At 50.0% G+C, this 23,696-nt stretch carries 15 protein-coding genes; 6 read left to right on the forward strand and 9 right to left on the reverse strand.

Annotated features, from left to right (window positions below):
- Positions 1 to 117 precede the first annotated feature (117 nt).
- The 4 genes from ACN0YR_RS19250 to murC all read right to left on the reverse strand — a co-directional run bounded on the left by ACN0YR_RS19250 (position 118) and on the right by murC (position 3,634).
- Positions 118 to 279 carry a transposase gene (locus ACN0YR_RS19250; protein WP_417850837.1) on the reverse strand — a complete coding sequence of 54 codons (162 nt, stop codon included), beginning with the start codon at positions 277 to 279 and terminating at the stop codon, positions 118 to 120.
- Between the two features lie 16 nt (positions 280 to 295).
- On the reverse strand, positions 296 to 1,255 hold the full coding sequence (locus tag ACN0YR_RS19255) for a ThuA domain-containing protein (protein WP_417850838.1): 960 nt from the start codon (positions 1,253 to 1,255) through the stop codon (positions 296 to 298).
- Between the two features lie 116 nt (positions 1,256 to 1,371).
- Complete coding sequence (murB, locus tag ACN0YR_RS19260; protein WP_417850839.1) at positions 1,372 to 2,250, reverse strand: UDP-N-acetylmuramate dehydrogenase; 879 nt, start codon at positions 2,248 to 2,250, stop codon at positions 1,372 to 1,374.
- Positions 2,234 to 3,634, reverse strand: a complete 1,401-nt coding sequence (gene murC, locus ACN0YR_RS19265) for a UDP-N-acetylmuramate--L-alanine ligase (RefSeq protein ID WP_417850840.1) — start codon at positions 3,632 to 3,634, stop codon at positions 2,234 to 2,236. The genes murB and murC overlap by 17 nt, the downstream gene beginning before the upstream one ends.
- 309 nt (positions 3,635 to 3,943) lie before the next feature.
- Between murC and ACN0YR_RS19270 the strand changes: the two genes are divergently transcribed.
- Together ACN0YR_RS19270 and thiO are read left to right on the forward strand one after the other, a co-directional pair.
- The gene (locus ACN0YR_RS19270; RefSeq protein WP_417850841.1) at positions 3,944 to 5,809 is read left to right on the forward strand and encodes a c-type cytochrome domain-containing protein; all 1,866 of its coding nucleotides are present in this window, start codon (positions 3,944 to 3,946) and stop codon (positions 5,807 to 5,809) included.
- 1 nt (position 5,810) lies between these two features.
- Positions 5,811 to 6,899, forward strand: coding sequence for a glycine oxidase ThiO (gene thiO, locus ACN0YR_RS19275; protein ID WP_417850842.1), 1,089 nt, complete (start codon positions 5,811 to 5,813; stop codon positions 6,897 to 6,899).
- Between the two features lie 96 nt (positions 6,900 to 6,995).
- Here thiO and ACN0YR_RS19280 read toward each other — a convergent pair whose 3' ends face one another.
- Together ACN0YR_RS19280 and ACN0YR_RS19285 are read right to left on the reverse strand one after the other, a co-directional pair.
- Positions 6,996 to 8,459 (reverse strand): DUF1501 domain-containing protein, encoded by a 1,464-nt coding sequence (locus ACN0YR_RS19280; RefSeq protein WP_417850843.1) that lies wholly within the window; start codon positions 8,457 to 8,459, stop codon positions 6,996 to 6,998.
- A gap of 81 nt (positions 8,460 to 8,540) precedes the next feature.
- On the reverse strand, positions 8,541 to 11,645 hold the full coding sequence (locus ACN0YR_RS19285; protein ID WP_417850844.1) for a PSD1 and planctomycete cytochrome C domain-containing protein: 3,105 nt from the start codon (positions 11,643 to 11,645) through the stop codon (positions 8,541 to 8,543).
- 316 nt (positions 11,646 to 11,961) lie between these two features.
- Here ACN0YR_RS19285 and ACN0YR_RS19290 point away from each other — a divergent pair, with 316 nt between their 5' ends.
- Positions 11,962 to 13,374: a UTP--glucose-1-phosphate uridylyltransferase gene (locus ACN0YR_RS19290; protein WP_417850845.1), complete on the forward strand. Its 1,413-nt coding sequence runs from the start codon at positions 11,962 to 11,964 to the stop codon at positions 13,372 to 13,374.
- 403 nt (positions 13,375 to 13,777) lie between these two features.
- Positions 13,778 to 14,281: a thiol peroxidase gene (tpx, locus tag ACN0YR_RS19295; RefSeq protein ID WP_417850846.1), complete on the forward strand. Its 504-nt coding sequence runs from the start codon at positions 13,778 to 13,780 to the stop codon at positions 14,279 to 14,281.
- A 63-nt stretch (positions 14,282 to 14,344) separates the two neighbouring features.
- Here the strand turns inward: tpx and ACN0YR_RS19300 are convergent, their stop codons facing one another.
- The gene (locus ACN0YR_RS19300) at positions 14,345 to 16,579 is read right to left on the reverse strand and encodes a GDSL-type esterase/lipase family protein (protein WP_417850847.1); all 2,235 of its coding nucleotides are present in this window, start codon (positions 16,577 to 16,579) and stop codon (positions 14,345 to 14,347) included.
- Between the two features lie 240 nt (positions 16,580 to 16,819).
- Between ACN0YR_RS19300 and ACN0YR_RS19305 the strand changes: the two genes are divergently transcribed.
- The gene (locus tag ACN0YR_RS19305) at positions 16,820 to 17,779 is read left to right on the forward strand and encodes a SelL-related redox protein (RefSeq protein ID WP_417850848.1); all 960 of its coding nucleotides are present in this window, start codon (positions 16,820 to 16,822) and stop codon (positions 17,777 to 17,779) included.
- Between the two features lie 155 nt (positions 17,780 to 17,934).
- Here ACN0YR_RS19305 and ACN0YR_RS19310 read toward each other — a convergent pair whose 3' ends face one another.
- Both ACN0YR_RS19310 and ACN0YR_RS19315 read right to left on the reverse strand, forming a co-directional pair.
- Positions 17,935 to 19,332 carry a DUF1501 domain-containing protein gene (locus tag ACN0YR_RS19310; protein WP_417850883.1) on the reverse strand — a complete coding sequence of 466 codons (1,398 nt, stop codon included), beginning with the start codon at positions 19,330 to 19,332 and terminating at the stop codon, positions 17,935 to 17,937.
- A 25-nt stretch (positions 19,333 to 19,357) separates the two neighbouring features.
- Positions 19,358 to 21,922: a DUF1549 domain-containing protein gene (locus ACN0YR_RS19315; protein WP_417850849.1), complete on the reverse strand. Its 2,565-nt coding sequence runs from the start codon at positions 21,920 to 21,922 to the stop codon at positions 19,358 to 19,360.
- Positions 21,923 to 22,263: 341 nt separating this feature from the next.
- Here ACN0YR_RS19315 and rimO point away from each other — a divergent pair, with 341 nt between their 5' ends.
- Complete coding sequence (gene rimO, locus ACN0YR_RS19320) at positions 22,264 to 23,679, forward strand: 30S ribosomal protein S12 methylthiotransferase RimO (RefSeq protein ID WP_417850850.1); 1,416 nt, start codon at positions 22,264 to 22,266, stop codon at positions 23,677 to 23,679.
- Positions 23,680 to 23,696: the final 17 nt, after the last annotated feature.

Consider the following 23,696-nt stretch of genomic DNA (forward strand, 5'->3'; position numbering starts at 1 on the left):
TAGAGCAGTTTCGAATTGCTTTGCAGTGTATCCGCGGGAGTGAAAGTAATTCAAACATTCTGGGGGACTCAACACTTCAATCAACTCGCCAACTCGTTTCCAGAGGTCGTCGATTGCTCACTCAGCAGGCGTGCGGAGAAGCCCTTTGAACTTTGCAAACAGCTTCTCGATCGGGTTCAGCTTTGGTGGGTAAGGTGGGAGAAATATCACGTTCGCACCGACACTCTCGATCGCTGTTGCGACTTCAGCTTGCTTGTGACTCGACAGAACCTTCCTCACGGATGCTCCAGGTAGGCTATTTCTTGAATGTCTCGCTGGATACGTTTTCTGCTGTGGGAAAGTTGTCTGGAATCTTCTGAGTCACTTTTCCGGATGCTGCCCATTCTGTCCCTCGTTGCAGTGACACTTTGAAACCGACACATTCTTGAGAGTAATCGGCGTGCCCCAAAGGAGTATGAAAGATTTTTCCTTTGCCGAACTCAATGGTCATCAGCATTGGTTCGTGACGTCCTGATCCGCCATACTCCGGGCTGGCAAAAGCTGTTGCCAGAATCTGCATGTTCTGTCCGGGACCACGAAGCATGTCGTATAGCTCATCTTTCGCGTGCATCCACTCTGCGGGCATGCCTTTGGTGATTGGATGCGAAGGATCGCGAACGACAACGGAGAATTCGTGCTGTGATCCGTGGTGTCCCCCCTTTCCGGGAGACTTGTCGATCACTTTTTTGCCGTCCTCATCAAGATAAATGTAAGGTCCGGTTTTCTCATCGCGATTGCCCCAGCCTCCGATGCCGATCATCTGGTTGTATTCTTGCCAGTCACCGAAAGAATTGTTCGCAGCATGAACGATGACAAGTCCCCCGCCATTGCGGACAAACTTGACGAACGCTTGTTGAGTCTCTTCCGGCCAGGGAGCAGCACCGTAACCAAAGTTAGAAATGACGACGTCGTACTTGCTGAAATCCGGTTTGAAATCCGGGTCCGTTTTCGGTTGTTTTACTGCAATGGTTTCCACACCTTTCAAGGGATATTCCTTAAGGAGGTCCTCACCTTTCCAGGTAAACTTCGACCGGGCGATGTCAACATCGAAGAGTACGGTTTCTTCCAGATATTGCTTCATCATCACTGTCGTTTTCGGCCAAGCGGCATGATTATTTTGCCCATCAATAATCAGGGCTTTCATCTCTGCAGCGATCCCGGAAGATGTAGCGAGACTCAGCATTGCGAGCAAAGTCGTCACGCGAAGAAATACCATAGGAAAGTCGTCCTGTTTAAGAGTATGTAACATCTCTTAGTGAGCAGTCTGTGAAGCTATGGAACTGAGCATTACAGGTACAGCAAGCGTTGAAAATGCTCTGAATCCCGGAATGATCACCAAATCTGAATTTCGGTTTCCAGGTTCACTCCGTGTACTTCATGGACTCTCGATTTAATGACATCGATCAGGTTGATCACATCCTCCGCCTTCGCATTTTCATGCGTAACTATGAAATTTGCGTGGCGATCACTGACTTCGGCTGTTCCGATTTTCGTGTTTTTCAATCCTGCTTGTTCGATAAGTGCTCCCGCGCTGAGTCCACGTGGATTCTTGAAGATGCAGCCGGCAGACTGGAAGGAAAACGGCTGCGCGGCTTTTTTAACGATCCAGATTTGCCGCATTCTTTTCGAGATCTCATCAGGATCATCGGGGGTCAATTCAAGTTCTGCACTTAAGACGACAAGTTCGTTGATACTGCTGGTCCGGTAATCAAAGCTGAGCTCGTCTCCCGAGCGAGTGAATCGCTCGCCAGACGCAGTGAGAACATCGACAGACTTCACAAACTGTCCAATATCCCCATGCCTCCCGCCTGAGTTCCCTTTCACGGCTCCTCCGATGGTTCCCGGAATGCCTATCAGATTTTCTAATCCTGCCAATCCGGCTCCGACAGCTGAGGAAATTGTATTCGAAAGCATCGCTGCGCCACCGGCACTGACGGTGTTTCCATTCACAGAAACCTTAGAGAATTCGTCTCCGGAAAGTTTGATCACGACGCCGGAAAAACCGTTATCGTTCACGAGGATATTCGAACCTCCACCAAGGATTTTGATCGGAAGTTCCTCAGCCGAGACCGCTTCGACGACCTCAACCAGTTCCTCGGTATTCCTGGGTTCTATGAATAATTGAGCCGGTCCTCCCACCCTTAACCAGGTATATGGAGCCAATGGTTCATCAATTTTTGTAATGTCGGAAAATTTATCGAGTGCGCTCATTGTGAATGCGGGTTAAATCTCCCGCCCCTATAGTCAGGACAACATCATTTCGTTGCGAATCAGTCTCTATAGTTGACCAAACTTGGTCAAGCGAAGGAATGAATGTCGCCGGAATTTGTCGGCTGATCAGTTTTTTAACTATTTTTTGACTCTCTTCGTCGAAGAGGACACTTTCAGGCTCACGAGCTCTGAATACAGGTAACAAATAAACAACATCTGCCAAAGCGAGTGAATCAACGAACTCGGCATGCAACTTTTGCGTCCTCGACAGTTGATGTGGCTGAAAGATACAAACAATTCGCGATTGAGGAGAGTGCTCACGTGCAGCTTGGAGAGTCGCCTCAATTTCCGTCGGATGGTGTGCATAGTCATCGACGAAGAGACGAGAGTCCGTGGAGGTCAGGATCTCGAAGCGTTGCTTCAAACGAGTGGGGGACGCGAAAAACTTTTGAGCACCTGCACTTGTTAAATCAACACCAAACTGGGCAGCAGTCGTCGTAGCAGCTAGCAGGTTCAGTAGTGAATGTTTTCCGGGCAATTCAGATGGAAACGTCTGTTTGAGCCCCCCCGACTTGAAGAGTTGAACAGTGCCATCGCGGGTTTCTGCAAACCAGTCGGCCTCTCTGGAAGTGATCGAAAACGAGACACTTCGACAATTCACCGTTTGTGCCAGCTTGCATGAAATTTCGCAATCTCTGCGGTACACGAGAGTGCCATTTTCAGGAAGTAAACGAATAAATTCAGCATAAGCTGTGACCGCATCATCAAGCGAAGGAAAACAATCAAAATGGTCCGCCTCGATCCCAAGCAGAGTGATCACTTTCGGCCGGAAGTTCAAGAAATGACGTTGATATTCGCACGCTTCAACAACCACAATCTCTGAATTGCCCAGCTTTCCATTCCGCTGATCCTCGCAGCGTTGAGCGCCACAAAAGAATGTGACATCGGTCCCAGTCTGTTCGAAAAGCGAGGCAACCAACGCGGTTGTTGAACTTTTTCCATGAGTTCCAGCGATCGCCACGAGTTGCTGCTCGTTTGCCAATCGTGCGACCGCTTCGCTGTAGGAAATTTGCGGGATGTCTAACGCTGCTGCTAGTTGCCGTTCAATGTTCGACTCAGGAATTGCGGCGCTAAAGATGACTAAATCCATTTCTTTAGAAACAGCCTCACTGCAGTGTTTTGCCGCAAGAGCAATCCCGCGATTTATTAAGAGGCGCAGACGCTCTGGATCAGGATTTTGATCTGAGCCTGTGAGCTTCCAGCCACCATCCAGCAGCACTTCTGCAAGTCCCTTCATTCCCGCACCGGTTGCTCCAATGAGGTGCGCATGTGGATGTTTCGAGACCTGTTTGCTTCGCAATAATTTTCGAGTGTGATGAACCATAGATCCGGGGCTCAGGCGGTGAAGGCAGAGTTCACCCGTTTCAAAATGTCATAACATCTGCGTGAGTGAGGAGATCGAACGATGAAGGCGACATCGATCCTCTCATCAATTCTGAATGTTGTATCTTTCGCATCGACTCTGTTTTGTTATACTGTTTTTGACTCATTTATTATGTTTCTGCCACTCCAATCTGATGAATCTGGCAGGAAATCGTCAGGTTGCGGCGAACAGGTTGCTCCCAGACGTTGTTTGAGTCAAGGGCATCACCCTCCCCAACATCCTTCAACTTCTCAAAATAAAGGTTTCCCGATGCAACGCTTCTGGATCCCGATCATTCTCGTAGCGATCATTCTGCTAGGCAGCATCTCATCTTCCGTCCGAGCCGAATTGACTCCCGAGCATCGCCGTGAGCTGGCATCTTTAAAGAAAACCGTTTCCCGAGTAGGGGGACTCATCCGTGCCAAACGGGTTGAGGAAGCGGAAAAGATTCTCGAAGAAGCTGAAGCAAAGATTGACGAGATTGTCAAAGCTGCCGAAATTGAGAAGGATGATCGAAGCCTGAGGTCTCTGAGTTCAAGCATGGAGCGTTATGAAGTGCTCCTCGCAAAAGCAAAAGGCGAAACCCCTGCTGACTCGGGAAAAGTTCATTTTCTGGAGGACGTTGCACCTCTGATCGATAGTAAATGTCTGGGCTGTCACGGGGCGACAAATCCCCGGGCGGGGCTACGCCTGGATACTCTCACCGGTTGGCGCCGTGGGGGACAAAGTGGTCCACTCCTGGCTCCGGGGAACGCCGGACGGAGTTTGCTGATCGCACGATTGACTGCTCCAGCAGGACAAGGACGGATGCCACAACGTGGCGAACCACTCTCCATGGAAGAAATTGAGACAGTCGGCAAATGGATCAATCAGGGAGCAGATGTTCAACGGGCAAACCCAAATACATCGTTGTCCGATCTCATTTACGAATATGAGAAGAAGACGATGTCGATTGAAATCCCAAAACCTAAAGGTACGGAAACTGTTTCATTCACGCGTGACATGGCTCCCTGGATGACGAACCTTTGCCTCGGATGTCATAACTCGAGAAACAAATCGGGTGGATTGTCAGTGGAAACTTTCTATGACTTAATGAAAGGTGGAGACACAGGGCTAGTAATTCTTCCGGGAGACAAAGAGAACAGCCGCTTCTTCCGCTTGGTTGGGGGACTTGAACTTCCTCGTATGCCACAAGGGCAAGCACGTATCACACGTAAAAACTATGAAGACATGATTAAATGGTTCGAAGAAGGAAACACCTTCGACGGAGCTGACGCTCGAACCAACATTCGGACTTATGTTCGGTCAGCTGCCGAGATGGCAGCTGATGAGTTCCGCAAAAAGACCGATGAGGAAATGCTCGCTCATCGAATGGAGCGGACAACATCCCAACTGAAACGTGCCGTCCCCAACGATCCTCAAAACACACATAAGACCGAGCATTTCCTGATGGCAGGAAATGTCGATGAAGCTCGTCTTCAGGAAGTTGGCGGTTGGGCCGAAGAGAAACTCGTGGAACTTCAAAAACTCTTTGGAGGGACCGGGCTTCCCTGGCGAGGTCAATTAGCGATCTTCGTACTGAAAGATCGGTTCAGCTACGACGAATTCAATGAAGTCATTGAACAGCGCCGAGCTGATGCAAAAATGCACGGACACTCGAAAGTGACTGCGAATCACGAGGACGCTTACGCTGTACTCCAGGATCTTGGCGATGCGGAGTCTTCAGAACTTACAACGCAAAAGAATTTAACAGAACACCTGACCGGTGCATTCCTGAAACAGAATGGCTCCGTTTTACCAAGCTGGTTGATCAGCGGAACAGGATTGATCATGGCGACCGATGCCCGAAAGGATGTCAAACGTGTCGCAGAGATGAAGCAGGCTGCTGCTTCCATCGTGCCAACGCTCCAACGGCCCGAAGACGTTTTTGAAGAGGGAACTTTCTCACCCGGAACAGTCGGACCGGTTGGATATACTCTCGTTCGCCACCTGATCGATTCTCAAGGCGCACCGAAATTCGCCCAGTTTGTCACGCAACTTCAGCGTGGACAAAACGTCGAACAGTCACTCACGCAAGTTTATGGCGCCAATTCTCAACAAGTCGCTCGAAGTTATGCTGCAAGTTTAAGTCGATAACGTGAAGTCAACAGATTTTCTTGTCATTGGCGGTGGAGTCATCGGACTCTCCATCGCATACGAATTGGCTGGCTCAGGAGCCACTGTCACGGTTGTTGATCGTCAGAAGTTTGGTCAGGAGGCATCCTGGGCAGGTGCCGGAATGCTCCCCCCTGCTCAATGTTCAGGCCCCCCAGCACTTCGTGAACTCGCCAAACTGAGCCGTGCGCGATGGAAAACAGTCAGCGAAGAACTCTTCTCACTCACCGGAGTCGATAACGGATTTCGCGAGTGTAGCGCGCTGCAAATTTCAATCGAAAACCGCAAAACGATCCCTGATGAAATAGAAGCCTGGGGCAAAGAAGATGTTCAGGCGGAACTACTGGATGCATATCAGCTGCAGCAGTATGAACCTCTCCTCAGCGACAGGCTTTACACCGGTTTTCGACTTCCAACAATGGCTCAGGTTCGAAATCCGCATCACATCGTTGCACTTCAGAAAGCGTGCGAGCAACTGGACGTTCAACTGGTTGAGGGGGAGCACATCACTAAGTTTGAACTGAGCCAAGGAAAAGTTTCTGCAGCGACTTCAAACCACGAACATTTCACAGCTGACAAGTACATTCTCTGTGCTGGAGCATGGTCTCCAGAAATTGTGCAACAACTTGGAGTTCACCTGGAGATGGAACCGGTTCGGGGCCAGATCGTGTTACTCAAACTCGATAGACCAAAATTCACTCACATTATTGAAGATGGTCCCAAATATCTTGTCCCACGAGATGATGGGCATGTTCTCGTCGGCGCGACCGTGGAGCGAGTCGGTTTTGAAAAGGCCAACACAACCGAAGGTGTCAAAGGGCTGCTGGAATTCGCCACACAGGTAGTTCCGAATCTAAACGAAGCCGAACTCGTCAAAACGTGGTCCGGTTTTCGTCCAGCAACACTTCGCGGAGTCCCCTACCTCGGATGGTCAAATAAAATTGACAATCTCTTTATCGCCACCGGCCACTTTCGAGACGGTCTCGCGCAATCAACTGGAACCGCCAAATTTGTGGGCGACATCATTCTCGACCGAACAACCACCATCGACGCCTCTGCATTCGCAGTCTGAAGCATACGCAGTCTGAAGAACTCTTGACGCTGCAAGCTGAGCAGCCGAAAGAATTTTATTGCGTTTTTGAATTGGCGTTCGCGATCAATTCTTCGCTCAAGTGAGGATTTCATTTACGACTCGCGGAGGTTCCACTCCGGTGAGTCGCTGATCGAGTCCCTGAAATTTGAAGCTCAGGCGGCGATCGTCGATCCCCATACAGTGGAGGATCGTCGCGTTGAGGTCATTCAGATGAACCGGATTTTCAACAACGTTGTAGCTGAAGTCGTCTGTTTCACCATAAGTCAGGCCCGCTTTCACGCCACCTCCAGCCATCCACATGCAGAAGTTGCGCGGATGATGATCACGCCCGTAGTTTTCTTTTGTGAGTGTCCCTTGAGAGTAAACCGTACGTCCGAATTCTCCGCCGAAGACGACGAGAGTATCATCCAGAAGCCCGCGCTGTTTTAAATCTTTGATCAAGGCTGCCGTCGGTTGATCGACATCCATGCACTGATTTTTGATGAGTTTCGGCAAGTTATTATGTTGATCCCACCCACGATGGAGCACTTGTACGCAGCGAACACCACGTTCGATCATTCGTCTTGCAAGAATCGCACTGGAGGCAAAAGTCCCTTTTTTCTCCACGTTCGGTCCATACATTTCCAATGTCTGTTTCGTCTCTCCAGAAAGGTCAACAAGCTCCGGTACGCTGGATTGCATTCGAAACGCCATCTCGTATTGAGAGATGCGTGTTTGCGTTTCAGGGTCTCCAAATCTTTGCAAGGTTTGCTCGTTCAACTTGTTGAGAGCATCGAGCATGGTCCTGCGGTCGGAACTGTTTACTCCCGGAGGATTCTTGATGTACAACACCGGATCGCCCGCACCACGTAACGCGACACCGTCGTACTTGCTCGAAAGAAATCCGCTGCTCCACATCCGGGTAAAGAGAGCCTGTGCCTGACTCCCCGCAGGAAATGTTGGAGTGAAAACCACAAATGCTGGCAGGTCATTACTTTCACTGCCGAGACCATAGCTGAGCCAGGAGCCGAGACTCGGCTTGCCGGGAATTTCACTGCCCGTCATCACGAACGTACAGGCCGGATCATGATTAATCGCTTCTGTCGTGACAGACTTGATCATAGTGATGTCGTCCGCAATCTCCTGCATGTACGGAACCAGTTCACTCATCATCATGCCGCTTTTTCCGCAGGGCTTGAAGTTGAACCGACTTGGCGCGACAGGGAATCTTGCCTGACCGCTGGTCATCGTGGTGATGCGCTGACCATTGCGAACCGAATCAGGGAGTTCCTGATCAAAGTATTTATGAAGACCCGGTTTATAATCAAACAAGTCCAGCTGAGATGGGGCTCCGTTTGTATGCAGGTAGATGAGATGTTTTGCTCGTGGAGCAAAGTGAGGCAAACCGGGCAGCGCAGGATGAACCTGCTGTTGCTCGGAGGAAGCATGTACGCTGTTCTGAAGTAAACTCGAGAGTGCCAGCCCACCAATTCCGAGTCCGGCAGAGTTCAGGAACTGTCGACGATTAGCAAGACGATGGTAATCAAGTGCAGGTTGCATGAGTATGTTCGCATTCAGTGAGTTGGACGTCTTAAGTGTCCGAAAGAAGATTATTCAAGCTGTGTGATCTTTTCGCGGCTCTCAATTCTTGGTCACGACTTCATCAAGATTCAAAATTAAATTCGCCAACATCGTGTAGGCAGCCAGTTCATCAGGCTGTAACGAATCATCCGGTGGACTCTCACCATATGAAATCAATTGCGCTGCGGACTCCGGATCGTCGCGGTAACGTTGGAGATGCTGCTCGAATGCCGATTGAGCGATCTTCAATTCAACTGGTTTGGGATCTCGACTCGTCGCGACTTGCCAAGCCCAGCGAATTCGGCTTTCGGTCGTCTCGCCTCCTTCCTTGAGGATTCGTTGAGAAAAATTTCGAGCTGCTTCGACATGTTGAATGTCGTTCATCAATTGTAGCGCCTGCATCGGAGTGTTGCTTCGTTCGCGACGAGAACAACTTTGCTCCCGGTTTGGTGCATCGAATGTCGACATGAATGGGGGCGGTGCAGTTCGTTTCAGAAATGTGTACATGCTGCGGCGATACAATGCCTCTCCGGAATCCTGTTTGTAGTATCGCGTGTTGCTACTGCCGAACCCAACCGGTTCCCAAATGTTTGGAGGTTGATACGGTTTGACAGCTTTGCCACCGACGTCATCAACGAGTAATCCGCTGACAAACAACGCTTGATCTCGTAGCACTTCGGCATCAAGACGCAATCGTGGCCCGCGTGCAAGGAGTCGGTTCCCAGGATCACGTTCGAGGAGTTCTGGTGTGATGCGTGAACTTTGTCGATACGCGTGGCTGGTCAGAATCAACTTGACCAGTTTTTGCACATCCCATCCCTGTTCAACAAACTCGACTGCAAGCCAGTCAAGCAATTCCGGATGGCTTGGCGGTTCACCTTGTGATCCAAAATCACCACTGGTTCGCACGAGTCCGGTTCCGAAGAACTGTTGCCAGAACCGGTTCACAGTTACGCGCGCCGTCAAAGGATGATTTCCATTAACGAGCCAGTTGGCAAAATCGAGACGATTGTAATCGCGCTTCTCGGTCAATTCAGGCAACGGTGGTAAAAATTCCGGAACACGACGCGTCACCTTTTCACCCGGTTTGTCGTACGCCCCGCGGAGCATGACGAAACTTTCACGCTGCTCCTTGAGGTCAGCCATGATGAACGTCAACGGGACTTCTTTTTCGACTTTCTCTTTCTCAGCATTCAGTGCGGTTTTCTCGGTCTTGAACTCTCCGATGATGTCATTCATGCCGACGTAAAAGTTTTCCAGCCAGAAGTCAAAGATTCGCTTTTCTTCATCTGAGCTCCAGTCCTTCGACTGTTTGCCTCGAACCAGTTGACGTAATCCTTCGGGGAGTGCGTTGTTTCTTTTACCAGCGTTCTTAAGCTTCCAGGTCTCAAAAGACCACATCTGATCCTTTGCGGAATCAACCACTGAGCTGACTCCCAGGTGGTCCCAAGTGACTGTGCCGCCGAATTGTGTGAAGGCATAACCAGTCACCTTTGCTCCGGCATTCAGCCCCATCTTCCTGGCGTCCACTTCAAGCCGAACCCACTCACCCGGTTTGGGGAGATCGCCCATCAAGACTTTCTCAGCTGTCTTCGGTTTCCCAAATGGAATTTTCTCCTCCGCACCCCAAACCGCCCGGTGTTTCCAGGCATTGGAATGGAACTGAATCATGATGGTCTCCGGTGTTTGCTCCGGATCGAGGTAGCAGTGAACGAAGATTTTCCCATTGGCTGGCACAACGAGGTCAGCAGCCCCGTCGCTGTAAAAGTCTTGAGCAAGTCCATTCGCTGTCCGTCTCAATGCCTGTTTTCCGCTGAAAACTTCTCCCTCAGCTTTACTGACGAGTGTGAGCGGATCGCCGGACGCTTTGACATTGGCTCCACCAGGGAAGTGATCTTCAAACCAGATCGATTCCGTAACGAGCGGAGCAGGAGGAGGATCGATTGTTGCAGGATCAACATATTCATATGCAGCCAACAGCGACTTAATCTGCTGGTCGACCTCGGTGATTTTCTGGTTCAGTTGATCAATCTTCTCATTCTCTTCATCGGAATAGAGCTTCAAGATCGGTGGTGTATCGATCTTATTACCGTCCATGGCTGGGTCCGCAGCACTATGGAAGAAGGCGTACATCGAGTAGTAATCATTCGCGGTGATCGGATCAAATTTATGATCGTGACAGACCGCACATCCTGCGGTGAGCCCCATCCAAACTTCTGCGGTCGTCGTTGTCCGGTCGACGGCATACCGGAAAATCCACTCTTCCTGGATGCTGCCCCCTTCGCTGGTTGAGACATTACATCGATTGAAACCGGAAGCGATGAGTTGATCGCGAGTCGGATTTTCAAGAAGATCTCCGGCAAGCTGCCACCTTGTGAAATCATCGAACGAAATGTTTTGTTGAAACGCCCGGACCACCCAGTCACGGTAAGGCCACATGGAGCGTTCGTTGTCGAGGTGCAAACCATGTGTGTCTGCGTATCGCGCCAGGTCGAGCCAATAGCGAGCCATGTGCTCGGCATACGTCACACGACTCATCAATTCATCGATTCGTTTCTCGTACGCATCTTCAGTTTCATCGTTCACGAAAGCTTCCACCTCCTCTGGAGTCGGCGGAAGCCCGGTTAAGTCAAGCGTGACTCGGCGAATCAACGTCCGCTTGTCGGCAAGTGGAGAAGCTGTCAGCCCTTCCGAACTCAGCCGCTTCTGTAGAAACGCATCGATCGGATTTTGAGCAGACTTGGCAGAATTGACTGGGACAGTTGGGCGAACTGGAGCGACGAACGCCCAATGCTCTTCATACTCAGCGCCCGATTCAATCCACTTTCGGATGAGTTGTTTCTGTTCTGCAGTCAATTCTTTGTGCGCCTCAGCGGGAGGCATGACTGTCTCTGGATCGGAACTGTTGATTCGGTTCCAGATCTCACTCTCTGCAACTTTTCCGGGGGTGATCGCACCACTTTTTATGGCATCTTCGAAGATGTCCAGTCGCAAATCTGCTTCACGCTTTTTCTCATCCGGGCCATGACAGGCGAAACAGTTGTCCGAGAGAATTGGTCGAATATCCCGAGTGAACGAAACGGAATCATCCGCCATAATGAAACTGCTCACTGCGACAGATGTAAACAGTGCAATAAAGAAATTTGCAGGGATCGGCATGGGCATCGAAACTCAAGCGAGAATGAAATAGGGGGCAGCCCATATTCTAGGTGCGCCTTCCATCAGTGACTAGCGATTTGTTGACATTCAGGTCATCGCCAGTAAAAACAGCAGTCAATTCCATGAACGAAGGGAATCAATTTGGTTTCCGCCACGACGAAGGATTTCGCAGGAAGGATGCTTTCAAATCGTCTGTAACGAAACCGTCCCACCGGGGATTTGATGGGTTCTGGTGTTGCAAGTCACCTCGATTTGAGTTCTCATCCCAGAATCGAAACACCCACACATGATACGCCGCGATGGATTTGGAAGGAGCTCACGAATGCAGTTGGACAAGCAGGTCTCATCTGTACTCGAAAAAAATCGTCAGACACACCTTGTTCAGTTCTGGGAAGAGCTTTCAGAGCCTCAACAAGGTCAGTTGCAAGAGCAAGTTGGCGCGATTGATTTTCCACTCTTACAGACCCTGATACAAAAACGTGATCGGCAGGAGAGCGACGACTCTCAAGAGAACAAGGCGCAATTAGCGACTTCCCCGGAACAACTTATTCGGCTTCCCCAGGCGGCTGAGGAACGTAAGATTCAGCAGCGTGCTGAGGAACTTGGAAAGCAGCTTCTTCAATCGGGGAAGGTTGGAGCAATACTCGTCGCAGGTGGACAAGGATCGCGATTGGGGTTTGATGCACCGAAAGGGATGTATCCAATCGGGCCGATCAGCGACCGCACATTGTTTCAGGTTTTATCTGAACAGCTTCTCGCCCGGTCCCGGCATGCAGGCGTCTCGATCCCGTACTTCATCATGACGAGCGAAGCAACGCACGTCCCGACAATGAATTTCTTCGAAAGCCAGAATTACTTCGGGCTGGGTAAAGAGAATGTCTATTTCTTCCAGCAGGCTTCACTGCCAGCAATTGAAGACAATTCTCATCGGATCTTTCTCGCTGATAAAGGTGAGGTCGCCACGAGTCCAGACGGTCATGGAGGGATGCTACGAGCACTTGCGGCACACGGAATGATCGAAGTGATGCAAGCACGCGGAGTTGAACATCTCTTTTATCATCAAGTTGATAATCCGACCACGATTGTCTGTGATCCGATCCTGTTAGGATTGCACATCGAGCAAGAGTCAGACTTGACCACAAAAGTCGTTGCGAAAGAATCTCCTGAAGAGAGAATGGGAGTGCTGGTCACCATCAACGGAAAAACTGAAATCATCGAATACAGCGACCTGCCAGCTGAAGAGGCGTATCGAAAAGATGAATCCGGAAACCACATTTTCTGGGCGGGGAACACCGCGATTCATGTCTTTCGCCGAGAATTCATTGAGTCACTGATCGGTGGTGAGTTGTCACTTCCCTTCCATATCGCACACAAGATTGTCCCCCACGTTGATATCTCCTCTGGTCGCCAAATCATTCCGGATTCACCGAACGGAAACAAATTCGAACAGTTTATCTTTGACGCCCTTCCCCATGCACGAGTTGCCTTGGTCGTGGAAGGAGATCGAAATCGAGAATTCAATCCGGTAAAAAATGCAGAAGGGAAAGATTCTCCAGCGACCTCGCGAGCAGCTCTGCAACGAATCGCGGCGGAATGGGTACAACAAGCGGGCGGGATCATCCAGGAAAATGCGTCTCTTGAAATCAGCCCACTTTTCGCCCTCGACTCACGGGAACTTCAAGCAAAACTCTCAGAGAACGTTTCGTACTCGACAGATACGATTTTGAGTGAGTAATGTTGAATGTCTGACAGTTGAGAGCACCTTTCAAATTGGTTTGCAGGTTCTGCCTCGTGGCGAATAGCACTTTTATTGATGAAACGCGTTCTTCACGGGCACACGGTAGAGCAAACTGCTCTAAGAACCGGGAGTTTGCTCCCGAGCGTTACTGACTGGCCTTCAAAAATCTCTGAAATGAGGGATTTTCGCCGCCTCGGTCTGGCCACTTTCAAGTTCGAACCATTTCCATCATACTCGCCAGAAGTGAGTCGCTCAGAATGTTGACTCGCTGCCATGAAATTGATCCAGATGAGAGTAGCCAGTTCTACCGTGTGCCCGGAATCAGGGGCTCATCAATTCAAAACGATGTTCGCAAAATTGCGAGTGCGAACACAATTTCAGAATAATCTCGAGGAAAAGAATGCCAAACGTCACACTCAAAGGAAATGCGGTTACGCTTGTTGGAGACGAACTTAAGGCTGGTGGGCCAGCTCCCGATTTTCAACTTCAGAACAACGCAATGGAAGAAGTGACTCTCGCTTCATCCGCCGGAAAGACTCGCATCATTGCAACGGTTCCCTCATTAGACACTGGTGTTTGTCACGCTGAAACCAAGCGGTTCAACGACGAAGCAGCCAATCTGGACGGCGTTGAGATTCTTGTTGTGAGCACAGACTTACCATTCGGTCAAAAGCGTTGGTGCGGCGCCGAAGGTGTCGACAAAGTCAGTTGCCTGAGTGATCACCGAACTGTTGAATTCGGAAAATCCTACGGCGTACTCATCTCTGGTGGACCACTCGATCGCTGCCTCACCCGAGCAATCTTCGTCATCGACAGCAACGATCAGATCAAGCATGTCGAGTACTGCTCAGAAATCACCGAACATCCTGATTACGATGCCGCTCTCGCTGCTGCAAAATCGTAGTTCGTAATTACCCAACACCCTTCGGCCTCGCTTGAAATGAACGAGGCCGAAGGGATCGGGATTTTATCTCACATCGCTTTCTTTGACTCGAACCGGTTTCGATTCCAGCCCAACGCTATTTACTGTGATGACAGTGATCGGCTCATCGGACAATTCATCCGAGTCCAATTCCAAATGCATTTCTGGAAGAGGTTGCTCCGGGGTGTCGTGATAGGACATGCTTTGGAACAGGGGGCGACCAAATCGTTTTTTTGGATTTTCTGGTTTCTCGGCAATAACGCGATCCCCTTGCATCACTTTAAAGCCAGCGATGCCACTTTCGAAATCAGCAATTGCGTCCCACTCTATTCTTGTGATTCCAGCTTCACTTTTCTCCAACCTGGCATTCGTCGGAACGGGTGGCGGAGTCTTGTCACTTACCGATCCTTTATCAATAAATTCTCTCCAGGCCTCAGCGAATTCAGCATTTGGAAGCCAAACGGTTTCTTCTCTTTGACTTTCAGTTGGATTTGAAGCGAGCATCTTTCCATCAATAGTTGCGAACAGTCCTTTATTCATGTCGATCGCTTTCAACTTTTGGCTCTTTGCATCTGGATCAGGAAGCCGCAAACTCAGGCATGTGTCAAAAAATGGAATTGCCAGATAGCGGGAATCGCCGCATTCATGTCCTGTCAATGGATCAGGTGCGAAGATGAATGGGGCGTTTTGCTGACGAAAAGCTTTGAACATCGCCAGACAACCATCCCACGCAACGCGGAACCGCTTGTCTCCTTTCTCCTTGAATCCCGGACAGGCCACAACCGGAATTCCATAGGCTGCACCGGGGACTTCCAGCGAGGGGATCTCACCGCTCGTCCAGCGTGAATGAGCCTGTCCTGATTGCAACCAGATCGCAACAATCCGTTCGGGATACAGTGCTTGCATAATACTGGCCCAGAATCCGCCACCGGAATGCCCCCACAAACACCACGGAACCTCAGCGATTTCAGGATGCCCGGTCGTCTTTGAGAAATCACCCAGAGCTTGCACGAATCGATCCGCCGATCCGTTCCGAGCATCACACCAGTCGCGGCAATTTGTTCCTTGACGACCTTCAATCGACGTCCCCAACAAAGCACAATCCCACTTCTTTGCGAGCTCTCTCCAATGCAAGTCATTCGCTGCCGTTGCTCCCCCCTTTGATGCTCCATCTCCGCAACCATGTTGGTGAACGATGATTCCTCGAACGTGTGTTGTTTCGGGAGGAATCCACAAATAGAAATCCGCCGTCAATGAAAGTTCGCCTTTCTCTTTCGAAGCAGGATAGAAGAGGTGGTGAATCTTCCCCTGATTCCGATCCAGCAGTGGCCGAAGACGAATCAATCGATCGTCAATTTGTTGTTGAAGTTCAGTGGCGACTGCATTCGCTTTCTCAAGCGATAGACCTTCCTTCACACCGGGACGGAGATGTCCGACATGCGTGACCCACGCTGCGTGTAAGATTGCTTGCCGTTTCCCAATCAACTCATCAAGTCGCTGATCCGAAATACCACTCTCCGGAATTCCCCAGGCACTCAAGATTGCAGATGCCAGAACCGCGTGCCCTTCGTTGTTAACATGCACACCATCAGGAGACATCGTAAATGTTGGATTCTCTTTTCTCTGACGCGCAACATAGTCGCTGACCGGTGTATGCAAGTCGATAACCATCTCGACTTCACCATCGAGAGTGACCAGCCAAGCTGAGTATTTTTTGAGAACAGTATCGTAATCTTCATATATTGAATGCCAGGCGTACTTTTCTGCCCCAGCAGGTAGAAGTTTCCCTTTTTCTTTCAGAGGAAGCGGATCAAAAGCTGGAGGAGTCATCAGGATCAGCTTTGCTCCGGATGCGTTCACCTTTCGAATAATCTCTCGAATTCCCTGCTGGTATTTGTGAAATCGCTCTTCCGAAAACGGATAGTAAATTCCGTCGTTCATGCCATAGCAGGCAATGACAAGATCCGGATTGACCATGGCGAGTGCCCTGTCAATCCTTTCGTGAACATTCGGACGAGGAAAAGGATGATCCGGCTCAGAAAGACCAGTACATGTTTCGCTCGGGAGACCCAGATTGATCAATTCTGGAACATTTCCATTCGATTGAAGCAGCAGTTCTTTTTCAATTATTGAAATGAACTCTCCCGCGTGAGTGATCGAATCCCCCAGAAAAAGGACCCGTTTCGCATCACCCGGAAACTTGGAGTCATCTGCCGATAAGCCATCAGAATGATTGATCAACCCAAACAGTGCGAATGCTATCAGTATCAGTCGTTTCATTGGTCGCTCCGGGATGCAAATTGAGATCCCTACAGGATGGCGAAAATCGGCCGGTCTTTCCATGATGCCCCCGATCTTTCCATAATAGAACCAGTGAGAAGCTTGATTATTCGGCTGCAGCACTTATCCAATGCTTCTCTTGTCTGCGAAGTACGTTTTCTCAAGTCCATACGCGGATGCCACGAGACAGAACTGATAAGACGAATTTTAGATTTGCTCTAGCACTTTGAAGAACGTTCAATGGTCACCTCTGAAGCAGAACAACCGGTCAGTCCCTGGATGAAGCCAGCTTTACGGCTCGCTGGAATTTATAACCTCACATGGGGACTCTGGGTGATGCTGTTTCCGATTGCATCTCTCAAAGTTTGTGGCTATCCCGCGCCTCCCACTTACCCGGAACTTTGGCAGTGCATCGGAATGATCGTCGGGGTCTACGGAATTGGGTACTGGATCGCAGCGAGTGATCCATTTCGACATTGGCCGATTGTCTTCGTGGGACTGCTCGGGAAGATTTTCGGCCCCATTGGATTTCTCATTGCCTATTCGCAGGGCAACCTTCCTCTATCGGCAGGTCTTGTCAACATTTTCAACGACCTGATCTGGTGGGGCCCATTCGCTGTCATTCTCTGGAATGCATTGAGGTTTGCACAAACTCGAAATGCGACCAGTGAAACCGGTCTTCCTTTCAGCGAAGCGATTCAAAACTTCCGCTCTCAAGACGGAACATCCCTTGCCGAGTTATCAAACAGGCAACCTTTCCTCGTGTTGTTTTTGAGGCATTCCGGCTGCACATTCTGCCGCGAAGCACTTAGCGAGATTCAAATGCAGCGTCCTAAAATCGAATCAGAAGGAGTGCAAATCGCATTCGTGCACATGGAGGACGAAGAGCATGGGAAGAAGTTGTTCGAGAGGTACGATGTCGCAGACCTTCCTCGTATTAGCGATCCAAAGCAGGTGCTCTACCGCGCCTTTGAAATTGGCTTGGGGCGTTTCAGCCAGTTAATGAACTTCAACGTTTTCTGGAAAGGGTTTCTTTCAGCGATTGTAAAAGGTCACGGATTTTCGAAGGTCCGCAGTAACGTCTTCCGAATGCCGGGGACGTTCCTGATCCACAACGAAAAGATTCTCGCTCGACACATTGCAAAAGATCCGTCCGATCATCCTGACTACGGGAATCTCGCGTGCGACATAAAAAACTGAGGGCACAATCACACCATCAGCCCCCGTGAAGCACGGTTCTTTCAGAAAGAATCTTACCTTCACCAACTGACGTTCATGAACGTCAGTTGCACCGGGAGAGGCCCCAAATGCTCTGACGTCGCCCTGCTCTGATGTAGATGCTCAGCGAAGAAAAATCATGCGAAAATTTCGTCGTGAACCACACCCTCGACATCGGTCAGACGGAAATCTCGACCGGCGTAGCGGAAGGTGAGTCGCTCGTGTTCGAGTCCCAGCAATGCGAGCAAAGTGGCGTGGAGGTCGTGAATGTGCATTTTCTTTTCTTGAGCGTAGTATCCGTACTCGTCAGTTGCCCCATATCGAATACCGGTTTTCACACCACCACCAGCCATCCACATTGTGAACCCTTCTGGATTGTGGTCTCGACCATTTTTCCCTTGAGCAACAGGAGTCCGTCCAAACTCTCCCCCCCAAAGAACAAGAGTCTCTTCAAGCAGACCACGCTGTTTCAAGTCGGTGAGCAAGCCTGCAATGGGGAGATCGACTTCCCGGGCATTTTTATCGTGGCCGGTTTTCAGGTTCGAGTGCTGATCCCATTGAACATTCGTGTCGCTGTGAGTGACCTGAATGAATCGAACACCTCGTTCGGCAAAACGTCTGGCGAGAAGACATTGACGTCCAAAGTCCGCTGTGACTGGATCGTCCAGCCCGTAGAGCGATTGCGTCGCGGCCGATTCCTGAGAAAGGTCTTGAGCGGTCGGCATCTCCGTTTGCATTTTGAATGCCAACTCAAACGATTGGATTCGAGCTTCCAGTGCCGACTCAGGTCCTGAGCGGTCCAAATGCTGCTGATTCATCCGGTTGAGCAAATCAATTTGAGAGCGCTGTAAATCGGTCGACCATTTTGAGTTCTCAATATACTTCACGTTGGCTTCAAGAGACGGCTTACTGGCAACACCGAGCGGAACACCCTGACATGCTGCCGGCAGAAAGGCTGAACCCCAGTTCTTCACTCCGCCATGTGCCAACGTTGGGCAAATGGTCAAAAAACCGGGCAGATTTTCGTTCTCTGAACCGAGACCGTAGTTAATCCAGGCTCCCATGCTTGGACGAACAAAAGTATCGCTTCCTGTGTGTAATTTGAGCAAAGCTCCGCCATGTGCCGCGTTGGTTCCATGGACGGAATTCAAAATACACAAGTCGTCGATTCGCTGGGCGACGTTAGGAAACAGTTCGCTGACGTGAATCCCGCTTTCACCGTATTGCTTGAACTTCCAGGGAGAACCAAGCAAAGCTCCCGTCGCTGCAAATTGAACGCGAGGTTTATCGTAAGGAAGCTCTTTCCCGTCGTCTTCCTGAAGTTTCGGCTTGTAATCAAACGTGTCGATCCCTGACGGGCCACCTTTCATAAACAGAAAGATGACTCGCTTGGCTCGCGGCGTAAAATGTTGTGGCGGAGCTAAACCTGGAGTCGCTGCGTTTGCAGACTGTCCTTGATTCAGTAGCGCAGCCATCGCCAATTGTCCGAACCCGACTGCTGTCGACTGAAGAAGACAACGTCGTGATAAACCCATAGCTGGGGACAGGGTTTCAGAGGAGTTATTCAACATAAATGAACTCGTTTGAAATCAGGAATATTTGACAAAGTGCAGTCCAGGACAACTGCTCACTTTGTTTTTTCTGAGTTTGCAACTGCTGCACATACTCGAGAACCGACGAGACTTCAGAATCCGTTGGAGTTCGACCATAGGTCGTTTCGAACAGAACGTTGACTCGTTGCTCTGGGCTGTCAGATTCCTGCTGAAGAAGTCTCTCAGCAAGTTTTTCAGAAGCTGTGATCACCAAGTCACTATTCAATGCGTAAAGCGCTTGAGGAGCGACGGTGGACGTTTCGCGATCTCCGTTCAGGACGGAAGCATCAGTGTAATCGAAAAGTGAAAACGGGGCATATAAATTGTTCCGAATCACAGGCAAGTAAATCGAACGACGAGTCGTGTCGTAGTTTGTATTGTCTTTGGACGTGTGATTAAAAATGAATTCGCGATTTTTGACATTCAACAAGGACCCACCCATCGTGGTATCGAGTTGTGCACTGACAAAGAGGAGTGAATCGCGAAAGATTTCAGCTTCCATACGTTGTATATTTGCCCTCGAGTGATATGTGTTCGCCGGGTCAATCGCACTGTTTTGGGCGTTGTGCTGAGCTGCCATCTGGTAAGTTTTTGAAGACATGATCAAACGGTGCAGCTCTTTTGTGGACCACCCCTTGGCTATGAATTCCGTTGCGAGCCAGTCAAGAAGCTCCGGGTGCGAAGGTTCTTGGCCGAGGAAACCAAAATTGTCCACAGAGGTCGATAGTCCTTCGCCGAAGTGCCAACGCCAGACTCGGTTGACCCAAACTCGTGAAGTCAATGGGTTCTCAGAAGAGGCCATCCAGTTCGCGAGTTCTAATCGCCCGCTTTGCTTGGGATTTTTGAGACCGGGGTCATGTTTCGCCAAAACGAGTGGAACACCTCTATTGACGACGCGTCCCAGTGAGCGGTGGCTTCCTCGGACATGAATCGGGATGTCTTCAGGTTCAGCTTCTTTCACACCCATTGTTGTTGAAAGAGGTGGCTCCTTCGCCTTAAGTGCTTTCAATTCCTTGTCGAGCGCCTTGAGTTGCTCAGCCAAGGTCGGTTCTGTTTGAGGCTTTTCTGTCGCTGCTTGAGGCTTTTCGGCAGCTGGTTGCTCGGCGACCTTCTCACCTGTCGCGTCGACTTGTACAACCGGTTTTGCGGTTGAGGCGGTGGAGTTGGCGGTTTGTTTCTTTTTCAGCTCATCAATTTGTGACTGAATGGAAGCGACCTGAGCATCATGCTTCTTCTTTTCTTCAAGCTCTTCCGGGGTAGCAATGATGTGCTCATTCCATTTGGCAATGGTCTTGAGCGATTCCATGGTGTAGGTGCTTTTGAAGATCCCGGCGAGGGCGTAGTAATCATCTGCCCGGATGGGATCGAACTTGTGATCGTGACACCGGGCACAGCCCAAAGTGAGACCGAGAAAGGCTCGACCGGTGGTGTCGACCTGTTCGTCGATGATGTCCATCAGCATTTTGGTTTGATCAGCTTCAGCCAAGACCTTTGGGCCGAGAGAAAGGAATCCAGTCGCGATGAGGCGCTCGTATCTTGTTTCTTCCGGTCCTTCCAGAAGATCACCAGCGAGTTGTTCCTTCACAAATTGATCGTACGGTTTATCAGAGTTGAAAGACTCGATGACATAATCTCGATAACGCCACGCATTTCCGTGAGCAATATTTTCATCAAGTCCATTTGAATCCGCATATCGGGCCACATCCAACCAATGTCTTCCCCAGCGTTCGCCGTAATGTGGTGATGCAAGGAGTTCTTCAACGATTTTGTCGAAGGCTTCGGGAGTGTCGTCATCGAGAAATGCTTGAACTTGCTCCGGTGTTGGTGGCAGCCCAATGAGATCAAAGTAGGCCCGACGGATCAGCACACGTTTCGTGGCTGACGGTGCGGGGAAGAGTTGCTTTTCTTCCAGCTTGGCGTAGATAAATTGGTCAATGGGGTTAGTCAACCCGGCGATTTCTGGAACAGCTGGACGCTTTAAATCTTGAAACGACCAATGTTTGCGAGCTTCGTTGACGTCGAAAGGGATGCGTTGTTTTGAAGCAATCAGTTCTGCATCCGGTGCTGGAGCCCCCATCTCAACCCATTTTGTCAGCAAAGCAATCTCTGCATCCGTGAGTTTGTCGTCGGGAGGCATTTGCAAGGCTTCATCTTTGAAACCGACAGCGGTGATGAGAAGGCTCTGATCTGGTTTGCCAGCTACGACAATTGGTCCAGATTGTCCACCGGCGAGGAGATGTCCGGGCGTATCAAGACGTAATTCTGCTTCTTGTAAATCCGCTCCATGACAGTCAGCACAGCGATCGATGAGGAGAGGACGAATTTTCGACTCAAAGAATTCGATCCCTGCACTATTTGCTTTCTGGACGTTTGCCTGCTGGACGTTTGCCTGCTGGACGTTTGCCTGCTGGACGTTTGCCTGCTGGACGTTTGCCTGCTGGACGTCCGGTTTCTCGGCGTGAGCATTCGTCGCAAAGATCGAAACGATGATCAGGAAGGAGGCAGGGAGCAGATAAGCGGCTGGAAATTTCACAGGATTCGCCTTCTTGGGAATCTGTCAAATGACGTGCTTCAATTTTTTACTAAACATTGCCGTGGACGACAGGCAAGGTAGGACGGTCATATGACAGCATCTACAGGTAGGTCTACGCTGATACTATTCTACCAACTGAGTCGGTTTTCGCACATTGTACATTTCAAAAAAACATGCAGGATCACTGATTTCTTCCAGAAAGCTCCGGAAGATTCGCACCAACCGACCATTATCTCATCGAATTCGCGTTTGGGAATCGTTAACATGTGCTCAAAGGTTGTCAGAATTATATTGTACAACCAGCACTTTCCCGCGATCTCAACTATAAACTTATCACAACGATGCTAGACCTCCCTATTATTGGCGAACCACCAACAGAACCTTCGATTGAAGGTGAATCAGTCGGAAACACAAAAGGGACTTACGCTTTTGTGAGTCTTGGCTGTCCGAAAAATCTGGTGGACAGCGAGAAGATGCTCGGCTCGCTGGCACTGGATGGTTATTCTCTCGTCAATAATCCTGATGGTGCAGACTTTGTGATCGTTAACACCTGCGGTTTTATCGATGAATCACGCAAGGAATCGAAGGCGGTCATTCAGGAGATGCTGGACCTGAAAACAAACGGCAAAACCAAAGGCGTGATTGTCGCTGGCTGCCTTCCCGAGCGTGTCGGCGGAAGTCTGCTCGAGGAGATGCCGGAAATCGACCACATCGTCGGTGTCTTTGGTCGTGACGAAATCACACGTGTTGCAGACCGACTTGTTGGCGGTCTTAAAGAACAGCGAGAACTCTTCCGCCCGGCAGCGATTCGCGCGCTCGACGACCGTGCTCGACTTCGCATCACACCGAGACACTACGCTTACCTCAAAATCTCAGAAGGTTGTGATCGGACCTGCACATTCTGTTCGATCCCCAGCATGCGTGGGAAGCATGTCACGAAACCAATCGAGATGGTCATCGAAGAAGCGAAAGAACTCGCAGCAGACGGTGTCCGGGAACTAATTTTGGTTGCACAAGATACAACTTACTACGGGATGGATTATTACGGAGAAGTTCGACTGGTTCAGCTTCTCGATGAGTTGGAAAAAGTCGAAGGGGTTGACTGGATTCGATTGATGTATCTGTATCCGGTGAACTTTACAGATGAACTGATCGACAAGATCGCCGGCTCCACGAAAATTCTCCCGTATCTTGATATGCCGTTACAGCACATCAATAGCCGTGTTCTGAAGCGGATGCAGCGTCGCGTGAATCGCGAGAAAACGATTGAGCTTGTTCAGAAGTTGCGAGATCGTGTTCCCAATCTCATTTTGCGAACGACATTCATTGTCGGTTTTCCCGGCGAAACAGAAGAGCAGTTCGAAGAACTACGCGAGTTTGTTAAAGAAACTCACTTCGAACGGATGGGCGTCTTCCCTTACTCCGTCGAACCGGGGACTCCTGCTGTCAAACTCGACGAGCATCTCGCAGAGGACGTGAAACTCCAACGTCAAGAAGCCCTGATGACCGCACAGCAACAACTGGCATTCGACTGGGGACAATCGATGGTCGACTATGAACTCGATTGCATCATTGACTCTCCGACTGATGATCCGAATGTCTGGATTGGCAGAACCTATGCGGATGCCCCGGAAATCGACGGAGTTGTCTACATTCAGGCAGAGAACCTGGAAGCCGGGCAGATGATTCCGGTCACGATTGTGGAATCACGGGAGTACGATCTCGTGGCAGTCCCTTCTGAATCTGAAATCGATTAGCGATTGCAACTGCATCG

The organism is Thalassoglobus sp. (assembly GCF_048270125.1).
Taxonomy (GTDB): Bacteria; Planctomycetota; Planctomycetia; order Planctomycetales; family Planctomycetaceae; genus Thalassoglobus.